Origin of the sequence: Pseudoflavonifractor capillosus (assembly GCF_016902575.1) — a bacterium.
Classification (GTDB): Bacteria; Bacillota; Clostridia; order Oscillospirales; family Oscillospiraceae; genus Enterenecus; species Enterenecus capillosus_A.
Genome location: NZ_JACSNZ010000024.1, coordinates 1 through 15,413, shown reverse-complemented (window position 1 = coordinate 15,413; position 15,413 = coordinate 1). Strand labels below are relative to the sequence as shown.

The 15,413-nt window shown below is 60.9% G+C and carries 15 protein-coding genes; 4 read left to right on the top strand and 11 right to left on the bottom strand.

Annotation, left to right across the window (positions count from 1 at the left end; translation table 11 throughout):
* Positions 1-88: 88 nt before the first annotated feature.
* The 5 genes from aroC to aroF are packed head-to-tail and all read right to left on the bottom strand — an operon-like array spanning position 89 to position 4,829.
* Complete coding sequence (gene aroC / locus H9X86_RS08205; protein WP_204901055.1) at positions 89-1,135, bottom strand: chorismate synthase; 1,047 nt, start codon at positions 1,133-1,135, stop codon at positions 89-91.
* Positions 1,132-2,358, bottom strand: a complete 1,227-nt coding sequence (locus H9X86_RS08200) for a 3-phosphoshikimate 1-carboxyvinyltransferase (protein ID WP_204901054.1) — start codon at positions 2,356-2,358, stop codon at positions 1,132-1,134. The genes aroC and H9X86_RS08200 overlap by 4 nt, the downstream gene beginning before the upstream one ends.
* 12 nt (positions 2,359-2,370) lie before the next feature.
* Positions 2,371-3,432 carry a 3-dehydroquinate synthase gene (gene aroB / locus H9X86_RS08195; protein WP_204901053.1) on the bottom strand — a complete coding sequence of 354 codons (1,062 nt, stop codon included), beginning with the start codon at positions 3,430-3,432 and terminating at the stop codon, positions 2,371-2,373.
* Positions 3,433-3,447: 15 nt separating this feature from the next.
* The gene (locus H9X86_RS08190; RefSeq protein ID WP_204901052.1) at positions 3,448-3,780 is read right to left on the bottom strand and encodes a DUF6054 family protein; all 333 of its coding nucleotides are present in this window, start codon (positions 3,778-3,780) and stop codon (positions 3,448-3,450) included.
* A 26-nt stretch (positions 3,781-3,806) separates the two neighbouring features.
* A complete protein-coding gene (gene aroF, locus H9X86_RS08185) occupies positions 3,807-4,829 on the bottom strand; it encodes a 3-deoxy-7-phosphoheptulonate synthase (protein WP_204901051.1) in 1,023 nt (340 codons plus the stop codon).
* Positions 4,830-5,245: 416 nt separating this feature from the next.
* On the opposite strand from aroF, the gene H9X86_RS08180 reads away from it, so the two are divergent.
* Complete coding sequence (locus H9X86_RS08180) at positions 5,246-6,499, top strand: competence/damage-inducible protein A (protein WP_204901050.1); 1,254 nt, start codon at positions 5,246-5,248, stop codon at positions 6,497-6,499.
* 71 nt (positions 6,500-6,570) lie between these two features.
* Here the strand turns inward: H9X86_RS08180 and H9X86_RS08175 are convergent, their stop codons facing one another.
* The 6 genes from H9X86_RS08175 to H9X86_RS08150 are packed head-to-tail and all read right to left on the bottom strand — an operon-like array spanning position 6,571 to position 11,806.
* Positions 6,571-6,810 carry an RNA-binding S4 domain-containing protein gene (locus H9X86_RS08175; protein WP_204901049.1) on the bottom strand — a complete coding sequence of 80 codons (240 nt, stop codon included), beginning with the start codon at positions 6,808-6,810 and terminating at the stop codon, positions 6,571-6,573.
* Positions 6,811-6,864: 54 nt separating this feature from the next.
* Positions 6,865-7,158 carry a non-specific DNA-binding protein Hbs gene (hbs, locus tag H9X86_RS08170; protein ID WP_275962443.1) on the bottom strand — a complete coding sequence of 98 codons (294 nt, stop codon included), beginning with the start codon at positions 7,156-7,158 and terminating at the stop codon, positions 6,865-6,867.
* On the bottom strand, positions 7,155-7,961 hold the full coding sequence (gene mazG, locus H9X86_RS08165) for a nucleoside triphosphate pyrophosphohydrolase (RefSeq protein WP_204901047.1): 807 nt from the start codon (positions 7,959-7,961) through the stop codon (positions 7,155-7,157). Before mazG ends, hbs begins: the two co-directional genes overlap by 4 nt.
* 52 nt (positions 7,962-8,013) lie before the next feature.
* Complete coding sequence (locus H9X86_RS08160; protein WP_204901046.1) at positions 8,014-9,642, bottom strand: putative polysaccharide biosynthesis protein; 1,629 nt, start codon at positions 9,640-9,642, stop codon at positions 8,014-8,016.
* 27 nt (positions 9,643-9,669) lie between these two features.
* Positions 9,670-10,971: an amidohydrolase family protein gene (locus H9X86_RS08155; protein ID WP_204901045.1), complete on the bottom strand. Its 1,302-nt coding sequence runs from the start codon at positions 10,969-10,971 to the stop codon at positions 9,670-9,672.
* 10 nt (positions 10,972-10,981) lie between these two features.
* The gene (locus H9X86_RS08150) at positions 10,982-11,806 is read right to left on the bottom strand and encodes a purine-nucleoside phosphorylase (RefSeq protein ID WP_204901044.1); all 825 of its coding nucleotides are present in this window, start codon (positions 11,804-11,806) and stop codon (positions 10,982-10,984) included.
* Positions 11,807-11,960: 154 nt separating this feature from the next.
* Between H9X86_RS08150 and H9X86_RS08145 the strand changes: the two genes are divergently transcribed.
* The 3 genes from H9X86_RS08145 to H9X86_RS08135 all read left to right on the top strand — a co-directional run.
* Positions 11,961-12,386, top strand: coding sequence for a DUF3842 family protein (locus H9X86_RS08145; protein ID WP_204901043.1), 426 nt, complete (start codon positions 11,961-11,963; stop codon positions 12,384-12,386).
* 208 nt (positions 12,387-12,594) lie between these two features.
* Entirely contained in the window at positions 12,595-14,619 is a 2,025-nt protein-coding gene (locus H9X86_RS08140) for an SH3 domain-containing protein (RefSeq protein WP_204901042.1), read from the top strand.
* A 15-nt stretch (positions 14,620-14,634) separates the two neighbouring features.
* Positions 14,635-15,413, top strand: a 779-nt coding sequence (locus H9X86_RS08135) for a cadherin-like beta sandwich domain-containing protein (protein ID WP_204901041.1), incomplete at its 3' end; no start/stop codon positions are given.

The window sequence follows — 15,413 nt, the reverse complement described above, 5'->3', positions numbered from 1 at the left end:
GCCTCCAATGAAAATCCGTGCCGCTATGCGGCACACCATACTGTTTCTCTATGCACTCTTCACTTCCCACACCTCTGGGGGCGTGGGACTAGATTCCCAGCAGCTGGCAGGCGGCCAGAGCGGCGGCGGCTTCGATGACCGGAACGGCTCTGGGCACCACGCAGGGATCGTGTCGGCCCTGCAACTCCAATTCTGCGTTCTCCATACGTGCCATGTCAATGGTGAACTGGGTACGGCCGATGGAGGGGGTGGGGCGCATGGTCACCTCGAACACCAGAGGCATCCCGTTGGTGATGCCGCCATTGATGCCCCCGGCGCAGTTTTGCTCGGCGCCCACGTTGCCGTTCTCATCCACATATAGGGGGTCGTTGGCCTCGGAGCCACGCATCAGGGAGAAGGCGGTGCCAGCCCCGAAGGCCACAGCCTTCACCGCCGGGACGGCAAACAGGTACTGGGAGAAGATGCCTTCGGCATTCTCCCCGAAGTCGGGGGAGCCGTATCCGGCGGGGAGCCCGAACACCCCGCACTCAATGGAACCACCCACAGAGTCCTGCTCTTCCTTGGCCTCCAAAATGGCCTCCTGCATTTCCTGGCCCTTGGCGTCGTCCAGCACCGGGAAGTCCTTGTCCGCTACCCCCTTCAGGGTTTCCCAATCTTCCAGAGCCTCGTCGTTGACCCCATAGATGGAGCTGATGTGGGCACCCACGAAGATGCCACGCTGGGCCAGAATCTGCTTGGCAATGGCCCCGGCAAACACCAGGGGGGCGGTGAGCCGCCCGGAGAAATGGCCGCCGCCCCGGTAGTCGTTGCAGCCCTGGTAGCGCACATGGGCGGGGTAGTCGGCGTGACCGGGCCGGGCCAGGTCACGGGTGCGGGAGTAGTCGCCGCTTCGGGTGTCGGTGTTGGCGATCATGGCGCACAGGGGAGAGCCGGTGGTCTTGCCCTCAAACACCCCGGAGAGCACCTGCACCTCATCTGCCTCACGCCGGGCGGTGGCCAGGGGGGACTTGCCGGGGGCACGGCGGGCCATATCCTTTTGAATGGCATCCCAGTCCAGGGTAAGCCCCGCAGGTACCCCAGTGAGTGTCACCCCAATGGCGGGGCCGTGGGATTCGCCAAAAATGGTATATTTCATAGAGTTTCCTCGCTTTTTGTGATGTTGCCGCCCAGCTGGGTGTAGACCTCCCAGAAGTCGGGGAAGGACTTGGCCACGCACTGAGCTCCTGTCAGGGTGATGGGGCGGATGCACCGGGTGGCAGCCACCGCCGCCATCATGGCGATGCGGTGGTCGTTGTGACAGGGGACGGTGACCCCGCCGTCAAACTGGGCTACGCCGTGGATGGTCAGACCCTCTGCCAGCTCTTCCACGTTGGCCCCCAGGGCGGTGAGCACCTGGGAGGTGGTGGCCAGACGATCACTCTCCTTGATGCGCAGCCGGGCCGCCCCCACAATGTGGCAGGTTTTGCCCGCCATGCCTGCACACAGTGCCGCCAGCGGGGGCACCAGGTCGGGGCACTGGCTCACGTCCAGGGTGATGTCCGTCTCTGGCCCGGTGAGGGTTTCATAAAAGCCCACCATACGCTGGTCGCCCTGCTTGGAATAGGGATTTAACCCCTGAATGTCCAACTGGTTGCCCAGACCCAAAGCGGCGTAGAAAAAGCCCGCCTGGGACCAGTCTGCCTCTACACTGCCCCGAATGGGGGAGTAGTGCTGCCCGCCGGGGATGGTGTACCCGTCCAGGTGGATGCCAGCGGCGGTGAGGGCGTCCCGGGTCATGTCCACGTACCCCTCCGACTCCAGGGGGGAGGTGAGGGTGATGGTGGAGGTGCCCTCCACCAGGGGCAGGGCGTAGAGCAGTCCGGTGACAAACTGGCTGGACACATTCCCCGGCAGAGGGTAGTCCCCGGCGGGGAGGTGGCCCTGCACCGTCAGCACCCCGTCTTCCAGGGTGTAGGAGATGCCTTTGGCGTCAAACAGGTCAAAGTAGGGCTTCTGGGGCCGTTCCATCAGCCGCCCCTGGCCGGTAAACACCCCGCCCCCTGCCACCGCTAAGGCGATGGGGATGAGAAAGCGCAGGGTGGAGCCGGACTCCCCGCAGTCCAGGTGGGGAAGTTGGTCAAAGGAGCGGTTCATGGAAAGGCCGTGGACGGTGAGGGTGGAGCCGTTCCAGGTAAAAGAGGCGCCCAGGGCTTCCATACACCGGATGGTGGCCAGAATGTCCTGGGACTGGGCCACGTTTTGGAGCACGCTCTCCCCTCCTGCCAGGGCGGCGGCGATGATGAGCCGGTGAGCCTGGCTTTTGGAGGGGGGCGGCGTGACGGGACCGTGGAGCTTTGTGGGGGTGATGGTGACGTTCATAGAGATACCTCGTTATAGCATGTCCAGCAGCTGCTGCTTGGCAATGGGATAGGCCAGGGCATGGCCGGGACGGTCTAAGAGAATCAGGGAGATGGAGGAGCCCGCCCCCTTCTTGTCCAAACCGATGGCAGCGGCGTAGTCTGCCTGGGAGCAGGGAATGGCGGTGGGCAGGTGGAAGGCCTGTACCAGCTGGGCAATGGCACCGGGGAGGTGGGCGGGGGTGAGTCCCAGGGACACCCCCAGCTCGGCAGCCCGCACCATGCCGGCAGCTACCCCCTGCCCGTGGGTGTAGTCCCGATAGTGGCCCGCCAGCTCGTAGGCGTGGCCCAGGGTGTGGCCGAAGTTCAATATCATCCGCCGACCCACGTCCAGCTCGTCCTCCCCCACCACCTCTGCCTTGATGCGGCAGCAGGTGTGGAGCACATGGCCGATGCGCTCCATAATGGCGGAGCGGGTGGGGTGCTGGGCGAGAAATTCCAGGAAGGTTCCGTCTGCGATGCACCCGTACTTGATGACCTCCGCCATGCCGTCGGCAAAGGTCTCATCGGGCAGGGTGGTGAGGGCATCGGGGTCCATGAGCACCAGCCGGGGCTGGTAAAAGGTGCCCGCCAGGTTTTTCCCCTCTGGCAGGTCAACCGCCACTTTCCCGCCCACCGAAGAATCCACCTGGGCCAGGAGAGTGGTGGGGATTTGAATGAGGGGCACACCCCGCAGGATGGTGGCGGCGGCAAAGCCCGCCAGATCTCCCACCACGCCGCCCCCCAGGGCCACCACACAGTCGGTGCGGGTGAGGCCAAAGCGGGCAAAGCCGCTCCACAAATCTGCCAGCTGGGCGGGACACTTGCTCTGCTCTCCGGCGGGCACCACAAAGGTCTCCACCTGGAAGCCCGCCTGGGTCAGGCTATCCGCCACAGTCTGCCCATACAGAGGGGCCACGTTGGAGTCTGTGACCAGGGCGGCCTTGCGGGCACGGGGGAGCAGGGAGCGGATGTGGCCCCCGGCACCGGGGAGCAGGCCGTGGTGAATGAGAATATCATATTCCCTCCCGGGAAGGGGGACGGTGAGGGTGCGCATGGGGGTTCTCTCCTCTCAGAGTTTGTCTACGGCCTGGGCCAGAGTGTCCAAAAAGGCCTCCTCGCCCCAGGTGTTGATTTTGAAGAACATGGCCTGACTGCCGCCGGCGGTGATGGCGGTGAGGCGCAGCTGGTCGCCCAGTCCGGTGAGCATGAGACACAGGGCGACCCGGTTGTCCCCTGTGTAGCTGTACCGCTCGTACACCCGCACGGCACAGTGGGTGTCTCCCATCATGTAGTCGTTTCCGTTTTCAAAGGAGGCGGACATACTGCCATCTAAAATGGCGTTGTGGAGTTTGTGGAGAACCTGGTCAAAATCTCCTGTGAGGGTGCGCTCTAAGATAGCCATGGCTCATGCTCCTCTCTCTTTGTATATTAGGTGAGTGTCTTACCCATCAGCTCCACCAGGGGGGTCACCTTGTCCATGAGGCGGCGGAACTTCTCAGGGGTCAGGGACTGCTGACCGTCGCACTTGGCACAGGCGGGGTTGTTGTGCACCTCGATCATCAGCCCGTCAGCCCCCACAGCGGCGGCTGCCATGGCCAGAGGCTCCACCATCCAGTACATGCCGGCGGCGTGGGAGGGATCCACCACGATGGGCAGGTGGCTCATGCGGCGGATGGCGGGGATGGCGGACAGATCCAGGGTGTTACGGGTGTAGGTCTCAAAGGTGCGCACGCCCCGCTCACACAAAATCACATTCTCGTTGCCCGAGGCCATGATGTACTCTGCCGACATGATCCACTCCTCGTAGGTGTTGGCCAGGCCACGCTTGAGCAAAATGGGCTTGGACATCTTGCCCACCTCTTTGAGCAGGTCGAAGTTCTGCATGTTTCGGGCACCGATCTGCACCACATCCACCTTTTCCTCGAACAATTCGCAGTACTTGGGACTCATCAGCTCGGTGACGATGGGCAGCCCAGTCTCCGCCTTGGCCTCCAGCAGCAGATCCAGGCCGGGAGTGCCCATGCCCTGGAAGGCGTAGGGGGAGGTGCGGGGCTTGAAGGCGCCGCCCCGCAGCAGGGAGGCCCCGGAGGCCTTCACCGACTGGGCCACGTCAATGATCTGCTCCCGGCTCTCCACCGAACAGGGCCCGGCGATGACGGTGAACCCGCCCCCGCCGATGACGGCATCTCCAATGCGCACGGCACTGTCCTCGGGGTGGAACTTGCGGTTGGCCTTCTTGTACGGCTCCTGCACCCGCATCACCCGATCCACGTCATCGTGGATGGTGAGCTTGTCCTGGTCGATGCGGGAGGTGTCTCCCACCAGACCCAGGATCGAGCAGCCTACGCCTTTGGTGATGCTCACCCGTACTTCGGGGTGATCTGCTTCCAGCTGGTGGGCCAGACCCTGGATGGCGTCCTGGGTGGCGGAGGGTTTCATAACAATAACCATGGTGTGTTCATCCTTTCTGTGTTACGAAGTCAGGAACGTCTGACACAGGGGTGAGAGCTCCAAAATAAAAAACCGCCCATTGACCACCTCTTGCGTCAATGAGCGTTCCGATTCGGTATGTTGGATTCTGCCCCCAAAAGCTGGGTGCAAAATGGCTCACTCAATGCCGCGTTGTTCCATGACAAAATAGCCGTACCCGGTAAATCGAGTAAAGCCATAATAAGCCGTGAAGTTGTGGGCGGAAGTGTGGGTCATCACTGCAAACCTCGCTTTATGAAGTGAGGTCATTATATCCCAACCGTGGGGAAATTGCAAGCCTTTTTTCTCATGCACTAAAGCGGGAAAGATGCGGGGCATTGACAACAGGGGGTGGGTGGGGCTAGTATGGCAGCAAAGACCACAGGAGGGAACGCAACATGGAACATCGAGTGGAATTGCTGGCGGTGGGCACCGAGCTGCTGCTGGGCAACACCTTAAATACCAACGCCTCCGACTTAAGCCGTCTGTTGTCCGGCATGGGGTTGAATGTGTATCACCACACGGTGGTGGGAGACAATCCCGGGCGGCTGCAACAGGCCGTGGAGGTGGCCAGGAGTCGGGCGGATATCCTCGTCACCACCGGTGGGCTGGGGCCCACTTGTGACGATTTGACCAAGAAGGTGGTGGCGGGAGCCTTTGGGCTGCCCCTGGAGTACCATCCCCAATGCGAGGCCAGCATCCGTGCCTATTTTGCCAAGTCGGGGCGCACCATGACGGAGAACAATTTGCAGCAGGCCTATCTGCCAAAGGGGTGCACGGTGCTGGAAAACCACTGGGGCACCGCCCCTGGGTGTGCATTTTGTGTGGAAGGGGTACACGTGGTGATGCTGCCCGGCCCGCCCCGGGAGTGCATCCCCATGTTCCGGGAGGAGGCGGTGCCCTACCTGGCTCAGCTCACCCAGGGGGTCATCCACTCCCGCACTCTGCGCATCTTTGGCCTGGGGGAGTCAGGGGTGGAGCAGCTGCTGCGGGACAAGATGAACGCCCTTCAAAATCCCACCCTGGCCCCCTACGCCAAGGAAGGGGAGGTGGAGCTGCGCATCACCGCCAAGGCGGAGAATGTGGAGCAGGCCCGTGCCATGATCGTCCCGGTGGAGCAGGATGTGCGGTCTATGTTGGGCGACATCATCTACGGGGCGGATGTGACCTCCCTGGAGGAGGTAGTGGTGCCTCTGCTGGCCCGAAAGGGCCTGACCTTGGGCACGGCGGAGAGCTGCACCGGGGGACTGATCGCCAAGCGGGTCACCGACGTGCCCGGGGCATCGGCGGTGCTGCGAGGGGGTGTGGTGAGCTACACCAATGCCGTCAAGCACCAGGTGCTGGGGGTGTCCCAGCAGCTGCTGGATGACCAGGGGGCAGTATGCGCCGAAGTGGCCCGGCAGATGGCCCAGGGGGCCAGAAGGGTGCTGGGGTGTGACCTGGCGGTGTCCACCACCGGGGTGGCAGGCCCCGACAGCGATGAGCGGGGCAACCCAGTGGGGCTTGTGTATGTGGCCCTGGCCACGCCGGAAGGGTGTGAGGCGGTGGAGCTGCACCTGGGGGGCGCTGCCCAGCGCCGGGACCGGGTGCGCACGCTGGCGGCCAACCACGCTCTGGATCTGGTGCGGCGGTACTGCCAAAACAAAGAATGATACGCCCAGCATCCGTCAGCCTGCAAATAAAAAATGTGGGAATACCTCGGGGTATTCCCACATTTTTGCGTTTATAGTTGCTGGTACATGGCGCTGGCATCCGCCTTGCCTACGATGTCGGCCGTGGAGAGTACTTCCACCCGGATGGACTTCTCGCCGAATTTCATCTCCAGCACATCTCCCGCCTTCACCTCGTAAGAGGCCTTGACGGTGCGCCCGCCCACGGTGATGCGGCCGTTGTCGCAGGCCTCGTTGGCCACAGTGCGCCGCTTGATGAGCCGGGACACCTTCAACCACTTATCCAATCGCATAAATTTCCTCCTATAAAACAGGGGCAGACCATGCCGTCTGCCCCCATAGCTTGTTTATTCTGCCACAGCGTCCTTCAGTGCCTTGCCAGGCTTGAACACAGGGGTCTTGGATGCGGGAATGTTGATCTGCTCCTTGGTGTGGGGGTTGCGGCCAATGCGGGCGGCACGGCTCTTCACCTCAAAGGAGCCAAAGCCCACCAGCTGCACCTTCTCCTCCTGGGCCAGGGCCTGGGTGATGGACTCCAGGGCGGCGTTGAGCACGGACTCGGTGTCTTTCTTGGACAGGCCGGTTTTTTCAGCGGCGGCGTTGATGAGATCGGCTTTGTTCATGTTGTTGTTCCTCCTCATGGTATGGGGTTTTTATGGGCGTGCTTGATGGCGTTCCAGATCTCGTCCAGCTGGGCAAGACTCATGTCCTCCATCTGCTTGCCCTGGGCGGTGACCTCCTCCTCCACCCGGCGGAAGCGGGCGGCGAACTTGTCACAGGCAGCCTGAAGGGCATCCTCAGGATCCACCTTCAAAAAGCGGGCCACGTTGACGGCGGCAAAGAGCAGATCTCCCAGCTCCTCGGCGGGGTCGCCGTGGCCGGAAATGGCCTGCTTCACCTCGCAGAGCTCCTCGGAGAGCTTGTCCACAGCGCCGTCTACGCTGTCCCAGTCAAAACCCACCTTGGCGGCCTTCTTCTGCACCTTCTCTGCCCGCCACAGTGCGGGGAGAGAGCGGGCCACGGCATCCACGGCATCGGCCTGGGTGGCCTGGCCCTTCTCCTTCTTTTTCAGTTCCTCCCAGTTGGCCAGGATCTCCCCGGTGGAGGACACGGACACATCCCCAAACACATGGGGATGGCGGAAGATGAGCTTTTTGCACACCCCATCGGCCACGTCGTCCAGGTTGAACCGACCCTCATCCTCCTCAATGGAGGTGTGGAAGACTACCTGGAGCAGCACGTCACCCAGCTCCTCCTGGAGGTGCTCGGTGGAGTTCTGATCGATGGCCTCTGCCACCTCATAGGCCTCCTCCAGGAAGTTGCGGCGGATGGACTCGTGGGTCTGCTGGGCGTCCCACTGGCAGCCGCCGGGAGCCCGAAGCACCCGGACAATGTCTACCAGATCCTGGACATTATAATGGTCCTTGAAAGAAAAATCTACCATAATATCACCTACAATGCAAGGATTTTGTATCAACAAGTTGTGTGCGGGGAGATCACCGAGCGGGGGTAATGCGCAGCAGGCGGCCGATCTTATCCCCCTTGGGCATAAACTTGAGATCCTGGGGAGAGATGGCCCGCAGCGCCACCACCAGCACCAGGTACACCGTTCCGCCCACCGCCACCGAGAAGAGGGTGGCCACGGCGTTGGCGGAATTGCTCAGGCCATCGGCCCCGGACAGGAAGGAGGAGGCCAGACCGTAGCAGGCCCACACTGCAAGACCCATCACCAGGGCGGACACCAGGGGCTTGCCAAAGGCACGCACCAGGCTCAAAGACCGGGGCAGGGTGCGCTTGATGATGACCAGGTCCATAATGGCGATGAGGCCAAAGCACATCAGGATGCTCACCGGAGCGCCTTTGATGTTGATCTGGCGGTTGCCCACCAGAATGTAGTTGATGGGCAGCTTGAACAGGCAGCCGATGATGGTGGTGATCATGGGGATGATGACCAGGTGGTGGGCCTGCATAATGGCGTTACACACCAGCATAAAGCACACGAAGACCACCGCAATGGCCAGAACGGACAGAATCCAGCCTCCCAGCTCCACGTCAGTGGAGGGGTAGAGCAGCCGCATGATGGGACGGCTGAGCACACACAGGCCCACACCGGCGGGAATGGCCAGCAGAGCGGTGGTGCGCAGGGCGGTCTCGCTGATCTGAGCCCCCAGCTTTCGGTTGTGAACTGCCTGAGCTGCCGACACCGCCGGGATGATGGAGGCGGTGATGGGCACCATGAAGGAGGAGGGCAGGTTGTACAGGGTCACAGCCTGGTCATACACACCCTTCAGGGAGCGGGCCTGCAGCAAGGTGAATCCGGCGGCATCCTGAAGCCGGCCGTAAATCATACTGGTGTCAATGAGGTTGACAAGGCCGATCACCGACGAACCCAGGGTGATGGGGATGGCCAGCTGGAGCAGGGTGCTGAAGATCTTTTTGGAGGACTGGGGGCGGTCATTGCCCACGGGGTACTCCCGACGCTTGGACCGGAAGCAGATGAAGGTGTACAGCATGCCCAGGCCGCAGCCCACTGACACGCCGCAGATGGCGCCCGAGGCGGCCAGAGATTCATTGCTGGAGGCAGAGAGCAGGGCGGTGGCCAGGGAAAGGCCGATGACCAGCTTGCCCACAGCCTCGATGATCTGGGACACGGCGGTGGGAGTCATGATGGCGTGGCCCTGAAAATAGCCCCGCATGGCGGACAGTGGGCACAAAAAGAAGATGGCGGGGGCCAGGGCACGGATGGAGTACCAGCTCTGCTCGTTGTTGATGAGCCCTGCCAGCTGTTTGGGGAAGAAGAACATCAGGCAGAAGCTGATGGTGCCCAGGATGAAGAAGGTGGAAAATGCCACCCGGAAGGTCTTGTTGACCTGGTTGTACCGGCCCTGAGCGTGGGCCTCGGAGATCATCTTGGACAGGGCCACCGGCAGGCCGCCGGTGGAGACGGTGATGAGCAGGGAGTAGATGTAGTAGGCGGAGTTGAAGTCGGAAAAGCCGGCCTCCCCCAGAATGTTGCCCAGGGGAATTTTGTACAGGGCTCCGATGAGCTTGACAATGATGAGACCGGCGGCCAAAATGGCGGCGCCGCCGAAAAATGTATTCTTTTTTGAGGTGGGATTCGTCATATTCTCAACCTTTCACCAAGTTTTCCGTCAACCGAACAGGAGGGGGAGGGCATAGTTGTGCACCTCGGCCCGGATGCGCTCCACATCCAGGGTGTGGAAGGTACCGTTTTCATATATGATGCGGCCCCGGGCCATATTCATCACCACGTTGGAGCCGTGGGCGGCAAAGACCAGATTTTCTACCACGTCGTGGCAGGGGGTGAGGTTGGGGGCGGTGAAGTCCAACAAAATCAGGTCTGCCACCTTGCCTGCCACGATTTGTCCGGTGGGACGGCCCAGCGCCCGGGCGCCGCCTGCGGTGGACATCTCCAGGGCCTGCCAGGGAGACACCACGCCGGGGGCGCACCGCACCCCGCTGGGGAGCAGAGCCGCCAGTTTCATATCCGCAAACAGATCTGCGCTGTTGTGGGAGGACATCCCGTCGGTGCCCAGGGCCACATTCACCCCGGCAGTGAGCATATCGGGGGTGGGGGCGATGCCGGAGCCTAATTTCAGGTTGGAATAGGGGTTGTGGACGCAGGTGACGCCCCGTTCTGCCATGATGGCCCAGTCCTCCGGGGTGGTGTACACACAGTGGGCGGCGATGCCGCCGTTGTCCCACACCCCGTACTGGTTCAGGGTCTGGATGGGGGTCAGGCCGTGGCGGGAGAGACAGGCCTGGTGCTCAGACACCGTCTCGGACACATGCACGTGCATCCGCTGATGGTGGTCGTGGGCAAACTGGGCCATCCACGCCCACAGGGGGGCGGAGGAGGTGTATTCCCCGTGGATGGAGGCGTCAATGAGGATTTGACCGTCCCCAGCCCCGTGCCACTGGTCAGTGAGTTCCCGCTGGGCGATGCAGTCCCCGCAGGTGTTGGGGTCAAACTGGGCGGGATCCCCGAAGTACACCCCGCCGCAGGACAGGTTGGCGCTGATGCCGGCATTCAGAATCTCCTGGGCGATGGTGGAGGTGAACATATACATATCCGCCACACAGGTCACCCCGGAGGCGATCATCTCCGCCAGACCCAGCCCAGCCCCGGCGGACACGGCCCGGGCATCCAGCTTGCCCTCGGCGGGAAAGATGTAGTCATGGAGCCAGGTTTGCAGGTCGCACCCGCCGCCGTACCCCCGCATCAGGGTCATGGGCAGGTGGGTGTGGGCGTTGACCAGGCCGGGCATCATCACCTTGCCGGAGCAGTCCACCACCCGTTCAAAGTCCCCCTGGGGACGCTGGGTGCCCACATAGGAAATGGAGGTGCCCTCCACCTGGACATAGCCGTTTTTCAATATGGTACCCGCTGCATCCATGAGCACAGCGGTGACGTTGGTAAACAATACGGACATGGGTTCCTCCTTACAACGCAGCCAGACAGCCCAGCACCAGGGGAGCGAAGCGGTGGCGGGCGGCTTTGCCAGCTTCCAGCACTTCCTCCTCGCTCAGGGGCTTTGGCAGCATCCCGGCGGCCATATTGGACAGCAGAGAGAAGCCCAGCACCTCCATACCGCAGTGGGCGGCTACGATCACCTCAGGGGCGGTGGACATGCCCACCGCATCCCCACCCAGGGCACGGATGGCCCGGATCTCGGCGGGAGTCTCATACTGGGGTCCGAAGCTGTAATAGTATACCCCTTCCCGCAGCACGCTACCCAGGCCAGCGGCCACACGGCGGGCCACATCTTGCAGCCGGGGGGTGTACAGGTGGGAGGCATCGGGGAAGCGCACCCCGAACTGGGGGAGATTTTCCCCCCGCAGGGGGGACTCCCCGGAGAGTTTGATCTGGTCGGTGATGAGCATGATGTCCCCGGCGTTCCAGTCCCCATGGACGCATCCGGCGGCGTTGGTCACCAGCAGGGTGTCACATCCCAACAGCCGCAGCACCCGCACCCCGTAGGCCACGTCCTCATAGGAGTACCCCTCGTAGTGGTGTACCCGGCCCTGCATCACCGCCACATTCCGTCCCGAAAGGGTGCCAAACACCAACTGCCCCACATGTCCGGGGGCGGTGGAGCGGGGGAAGTGGGGGATGGCGGCATAGGGAACAGCCACAGGATGCTCCACCTCCTGGGCCAGATCTCCCAGTCCGGAGCCTAAAATCAGTGCCACTTTGGGTACAAACTGGCCCAACTGCCCCTGAAGATAGGCTGCACTTTCCTGATAATGGGAAAAGGGATGAGACATAGGCTTCCCTCCTGACAAAATCTCCTGGAATATGATTGCATTACAAGCTAGTCTACACCATTTTTTCCGGAAAATCAATCCTGAGCCGGACACATTGGCAGCAGGGGAGAAATATGGTATCATGGGGAAAAGCGTAACATAAGGAGGAAATTTCATGGCAGATCAAAGACCTCTGGTGGTGGTGGTGGATGGTCACGGCGGCGGCATGGGCAAGGCACTGGTGTCCCGGCTCAGAGAGCGGCTGCCCCAGGTGCATGTGCGGGCAGTGGGCACCAACTCCGCCGCCACCGAGGCCATGCTCAAAGGCGGCGCCGAGGATGGGGCCACCGGTGAAAATGCGGTGATCTTCAACGTGGGAAAGGCGGACTTTGTGGTGGGCTCCGTGGCCATTCTCATGGCCAACGGCCTGATGGGAGAGATCTCTCCCCGCATGGCCCAGGCCGTGGGGGACAGCAACGCCATCAAAGTGCTCATCCCCGCCAACCGCTGTGGCATCCGCATCGCCATGGGCCAGGAACAGCCCCTGCGCTGCTACCTGGACCACTGCGTGGATGCCATTGCCGCTGAACTAAATACCTAGAGAAAATATATCCATATTTGCCCTTATTTTGTCTATCTGTGAGCGCCAATCTGGCCTGACTGCCGTTGACAAACGGCGGCTACTTTTATAAAATATGTGTCGAGATAGTATGAAAGGGCAGGGTGTGCCCTAAAAGATGGAATTATATGGAAGACCGGTGCCCTTTGCTGGGGCAAAGGCCTGGTCTGGAGGAGAATAAGGAGAGACTATGTTGCACAGTGGCAGAAGAGTGGAGAAGAAAACCAGAAAGCTGGCAGGAGTCCTTGCAGTCTTTTTCACCTGCATGGTGGTCTTGTCTGTCTTTGTTGCAGGTTACGCCGGCAGCGCACGCTACGGCATGGTGACTGGTACAGATGGAGATGGACTGAGCGTCCGAGAGGGGGCAGGAACCACATACAAGCGGTTGGGTCTGATCTACGACGGCACAGTGGTCACCATCACCGGGGAGAAAAAGGCCTCCAATGGGGTTCTGTGGTACCAAATTAACTACAACGGCGGCACGGGCTACGTCAGCAGCCAGTACATTGTTCTCATCGGTACTCCCGCAGACGACAAGGAGTTTGAGGCCTACTTAAAGCAGCAGGGCTTCCCGGAGTCCTATTGGGATGGGCTCAAGCTGCTCCACGCCATGTACCCCGAGTGGGTGTTCAAAGCCTACCACACCGGGTATGAGTGGGACTATGCGGTGGATCAGGAGACGGTCATCGGCAAGAGCCTGGTGCAGTCCACCTCCAAGTCCAGCTGGAAGTCCACCGACCCCAAGGCTTACAACTGGGATACCGGGGTGTGGACCGTGTTTGACTCTGGCGGCTGGGTGGCTGCTTCTCGGGAGATTGTGGCCTACTACATGGATCCCCGGAACTTTTTGAGCAAGAACAGCATTTTCCAGTTCCTTCTCCAGAGCTACGACGGCAGCGTGCAAAACGTGGCTGGGGTGGAGCGGCTGGTGGATGGCACCTTCCTGAAAGCCACCGTCACCGACACCGATGGCAAAAAGATCTACTACCCCCAGGTGATCTACGATGCAGGCAAGCAGGTGGGGGTCAACCCCTATGTGCTGGCGGCTATGATCATCCAGGAGCAGGGTACCAAGGGTCAAAGCGAGAGCATTTCCGGAAATGTACCGGGCTACGAGGGATATTTCAACTTCTACAACATCGGTGCAGCGGCTGGTGGCGGAAACACCGCCATCAAAAACGGACTGATCTATGCCAAGGGCGGTACCAGTGGAAACGGCGTAAGCAATGGACGGCCCTGGAACAGCCGGGCCAAGGCCATTACCGGCGGCGCCCAGTTCTATGCCAACGGCTATGTGGCTGCGGGACAGGACACCCTGTACTTAAAACGGTTCAACGTCCAGGGGGACAACCCCTTCTGGAACCAGTACATGACCAGCGTGTGGGGCGCCTCCTCCGAGGGCCTGAGTCTGGCCGGCGGGTACAGTGAGGAGCTGCGCCAGGCACCCCTGGTGTTCTCCATTCCCGTGTACAAGAATATGCCCGGCTCTCCCTGCGCACAACCCACCGGGGACGGCTCCCCCGACAACCGCCTGAGCAGTTTGAATGTGGGCGGCTATTCCCTGAGCCCCAGCTTCAACAACGATACCACCAATTACAGCGTGGTGGTGCCCAACTCCGTGTCTTCCGTCAATATCACTGCAACCACCAAGAACGGAAAGGCGAAAGTCAGCGGAGCGGGGAACGTGTCGCTGAAGGTGGGCAGCAATACGGTGAAGATCACCGTCACCGCTGAAAACGGCAGCAAACGCACCTTCACCCTCACCATTGCCAGACAGGCCGGAGAAGGAAACTTCTCCATAAATCCCAAGTACACGGTGAGCGGGGCCAACTATGTCTCCGGCATCGCTTTGAATACCAAGGTGTCTGACTTTGTGAACAACCTGAACATCCAAGGGGGTTATGCCCAGGTGCGTGACTCCAGAGGTGTGAAGGGGAACAGCGAAAAGGTGGTCACCGGAGATACCGTATATGTCTACTATGACAACGGCACCCAGTACGCCAAGTGGACGGTGCTGCTGTATGGAGATGTGAATGGAGATGGAACGATCTCCAATTCGGATCGTATTAAGATCCGCAACCATGTGCTGGGGACCAACAAGCTTACGGGTGTCTATTTTGAGGCTGGAGATGTAAACAAAGATAGACAGGTGAGCAATACGGACCGTATCAAAGTGCGCAACCATATTCTGGGGACTACCCCCATCACTCAGTAAATAGGGAGCAATTCAATGAAACAATTCTTTTCTCAGAAACTGGCTGCTTTGTTTGTGGCCTTGGTTATGGTTTTGGCCTTGACTACCCCTGCGAGCTTGGCGGCAGCGGCGTGTCGGGTAAGCTTTTCCGACCCCAGCGTCACCGTGGGGAACAATGTTACCATCAATGTCAGCGTGTCCGGCAGTGTGGCGGGGGCCACCATTCGCATGAACTATGACCAGAGCTATTTACAGTATGTCTCGGGTAATTTGGGCTATGGCAGCGGCGGCGGTGGGATGGTGGTTTTGGACAACGAAAACACATCCGCTGGAAACATGAGCTTTTCCATGACCTTCAAGGCGCTGAAGACGGGAAGTACCACCGTCACCTGTGCCAGTTATGATATTGTAGACGGAAATGGTGACCCCATGGCGGTGACGATGGGGCAGTCTGCCGTCACCATCAACGCCGCCCCCACGGCATCTTCCAACAACAACCTCAGCTCCCTGTCCATCAGCCCCGGCACCCTGTCCCCCGGCTTCTCCGCCGGCACCACCAGCTACAAGGCCTGGGTATCCAACTCCACCACCAGCGTGGCGGTGTATGCAAAGACCCAGGACGGGAAGGCCAAGATGGTCTACTGGGGGAACAGCGACTTTAAGGTGGGCGATAACACCGTTACCGTCCAGGTCACAGCAGAGAACGGTGCGAAAAAGTACTACACCATTACGGTCAACCGGGCCGCAGGCAGTACCGGCGGCAACACGGGGGGCAATACCGACACAAAACCGGATAACACCCCCGTTCCCACCCC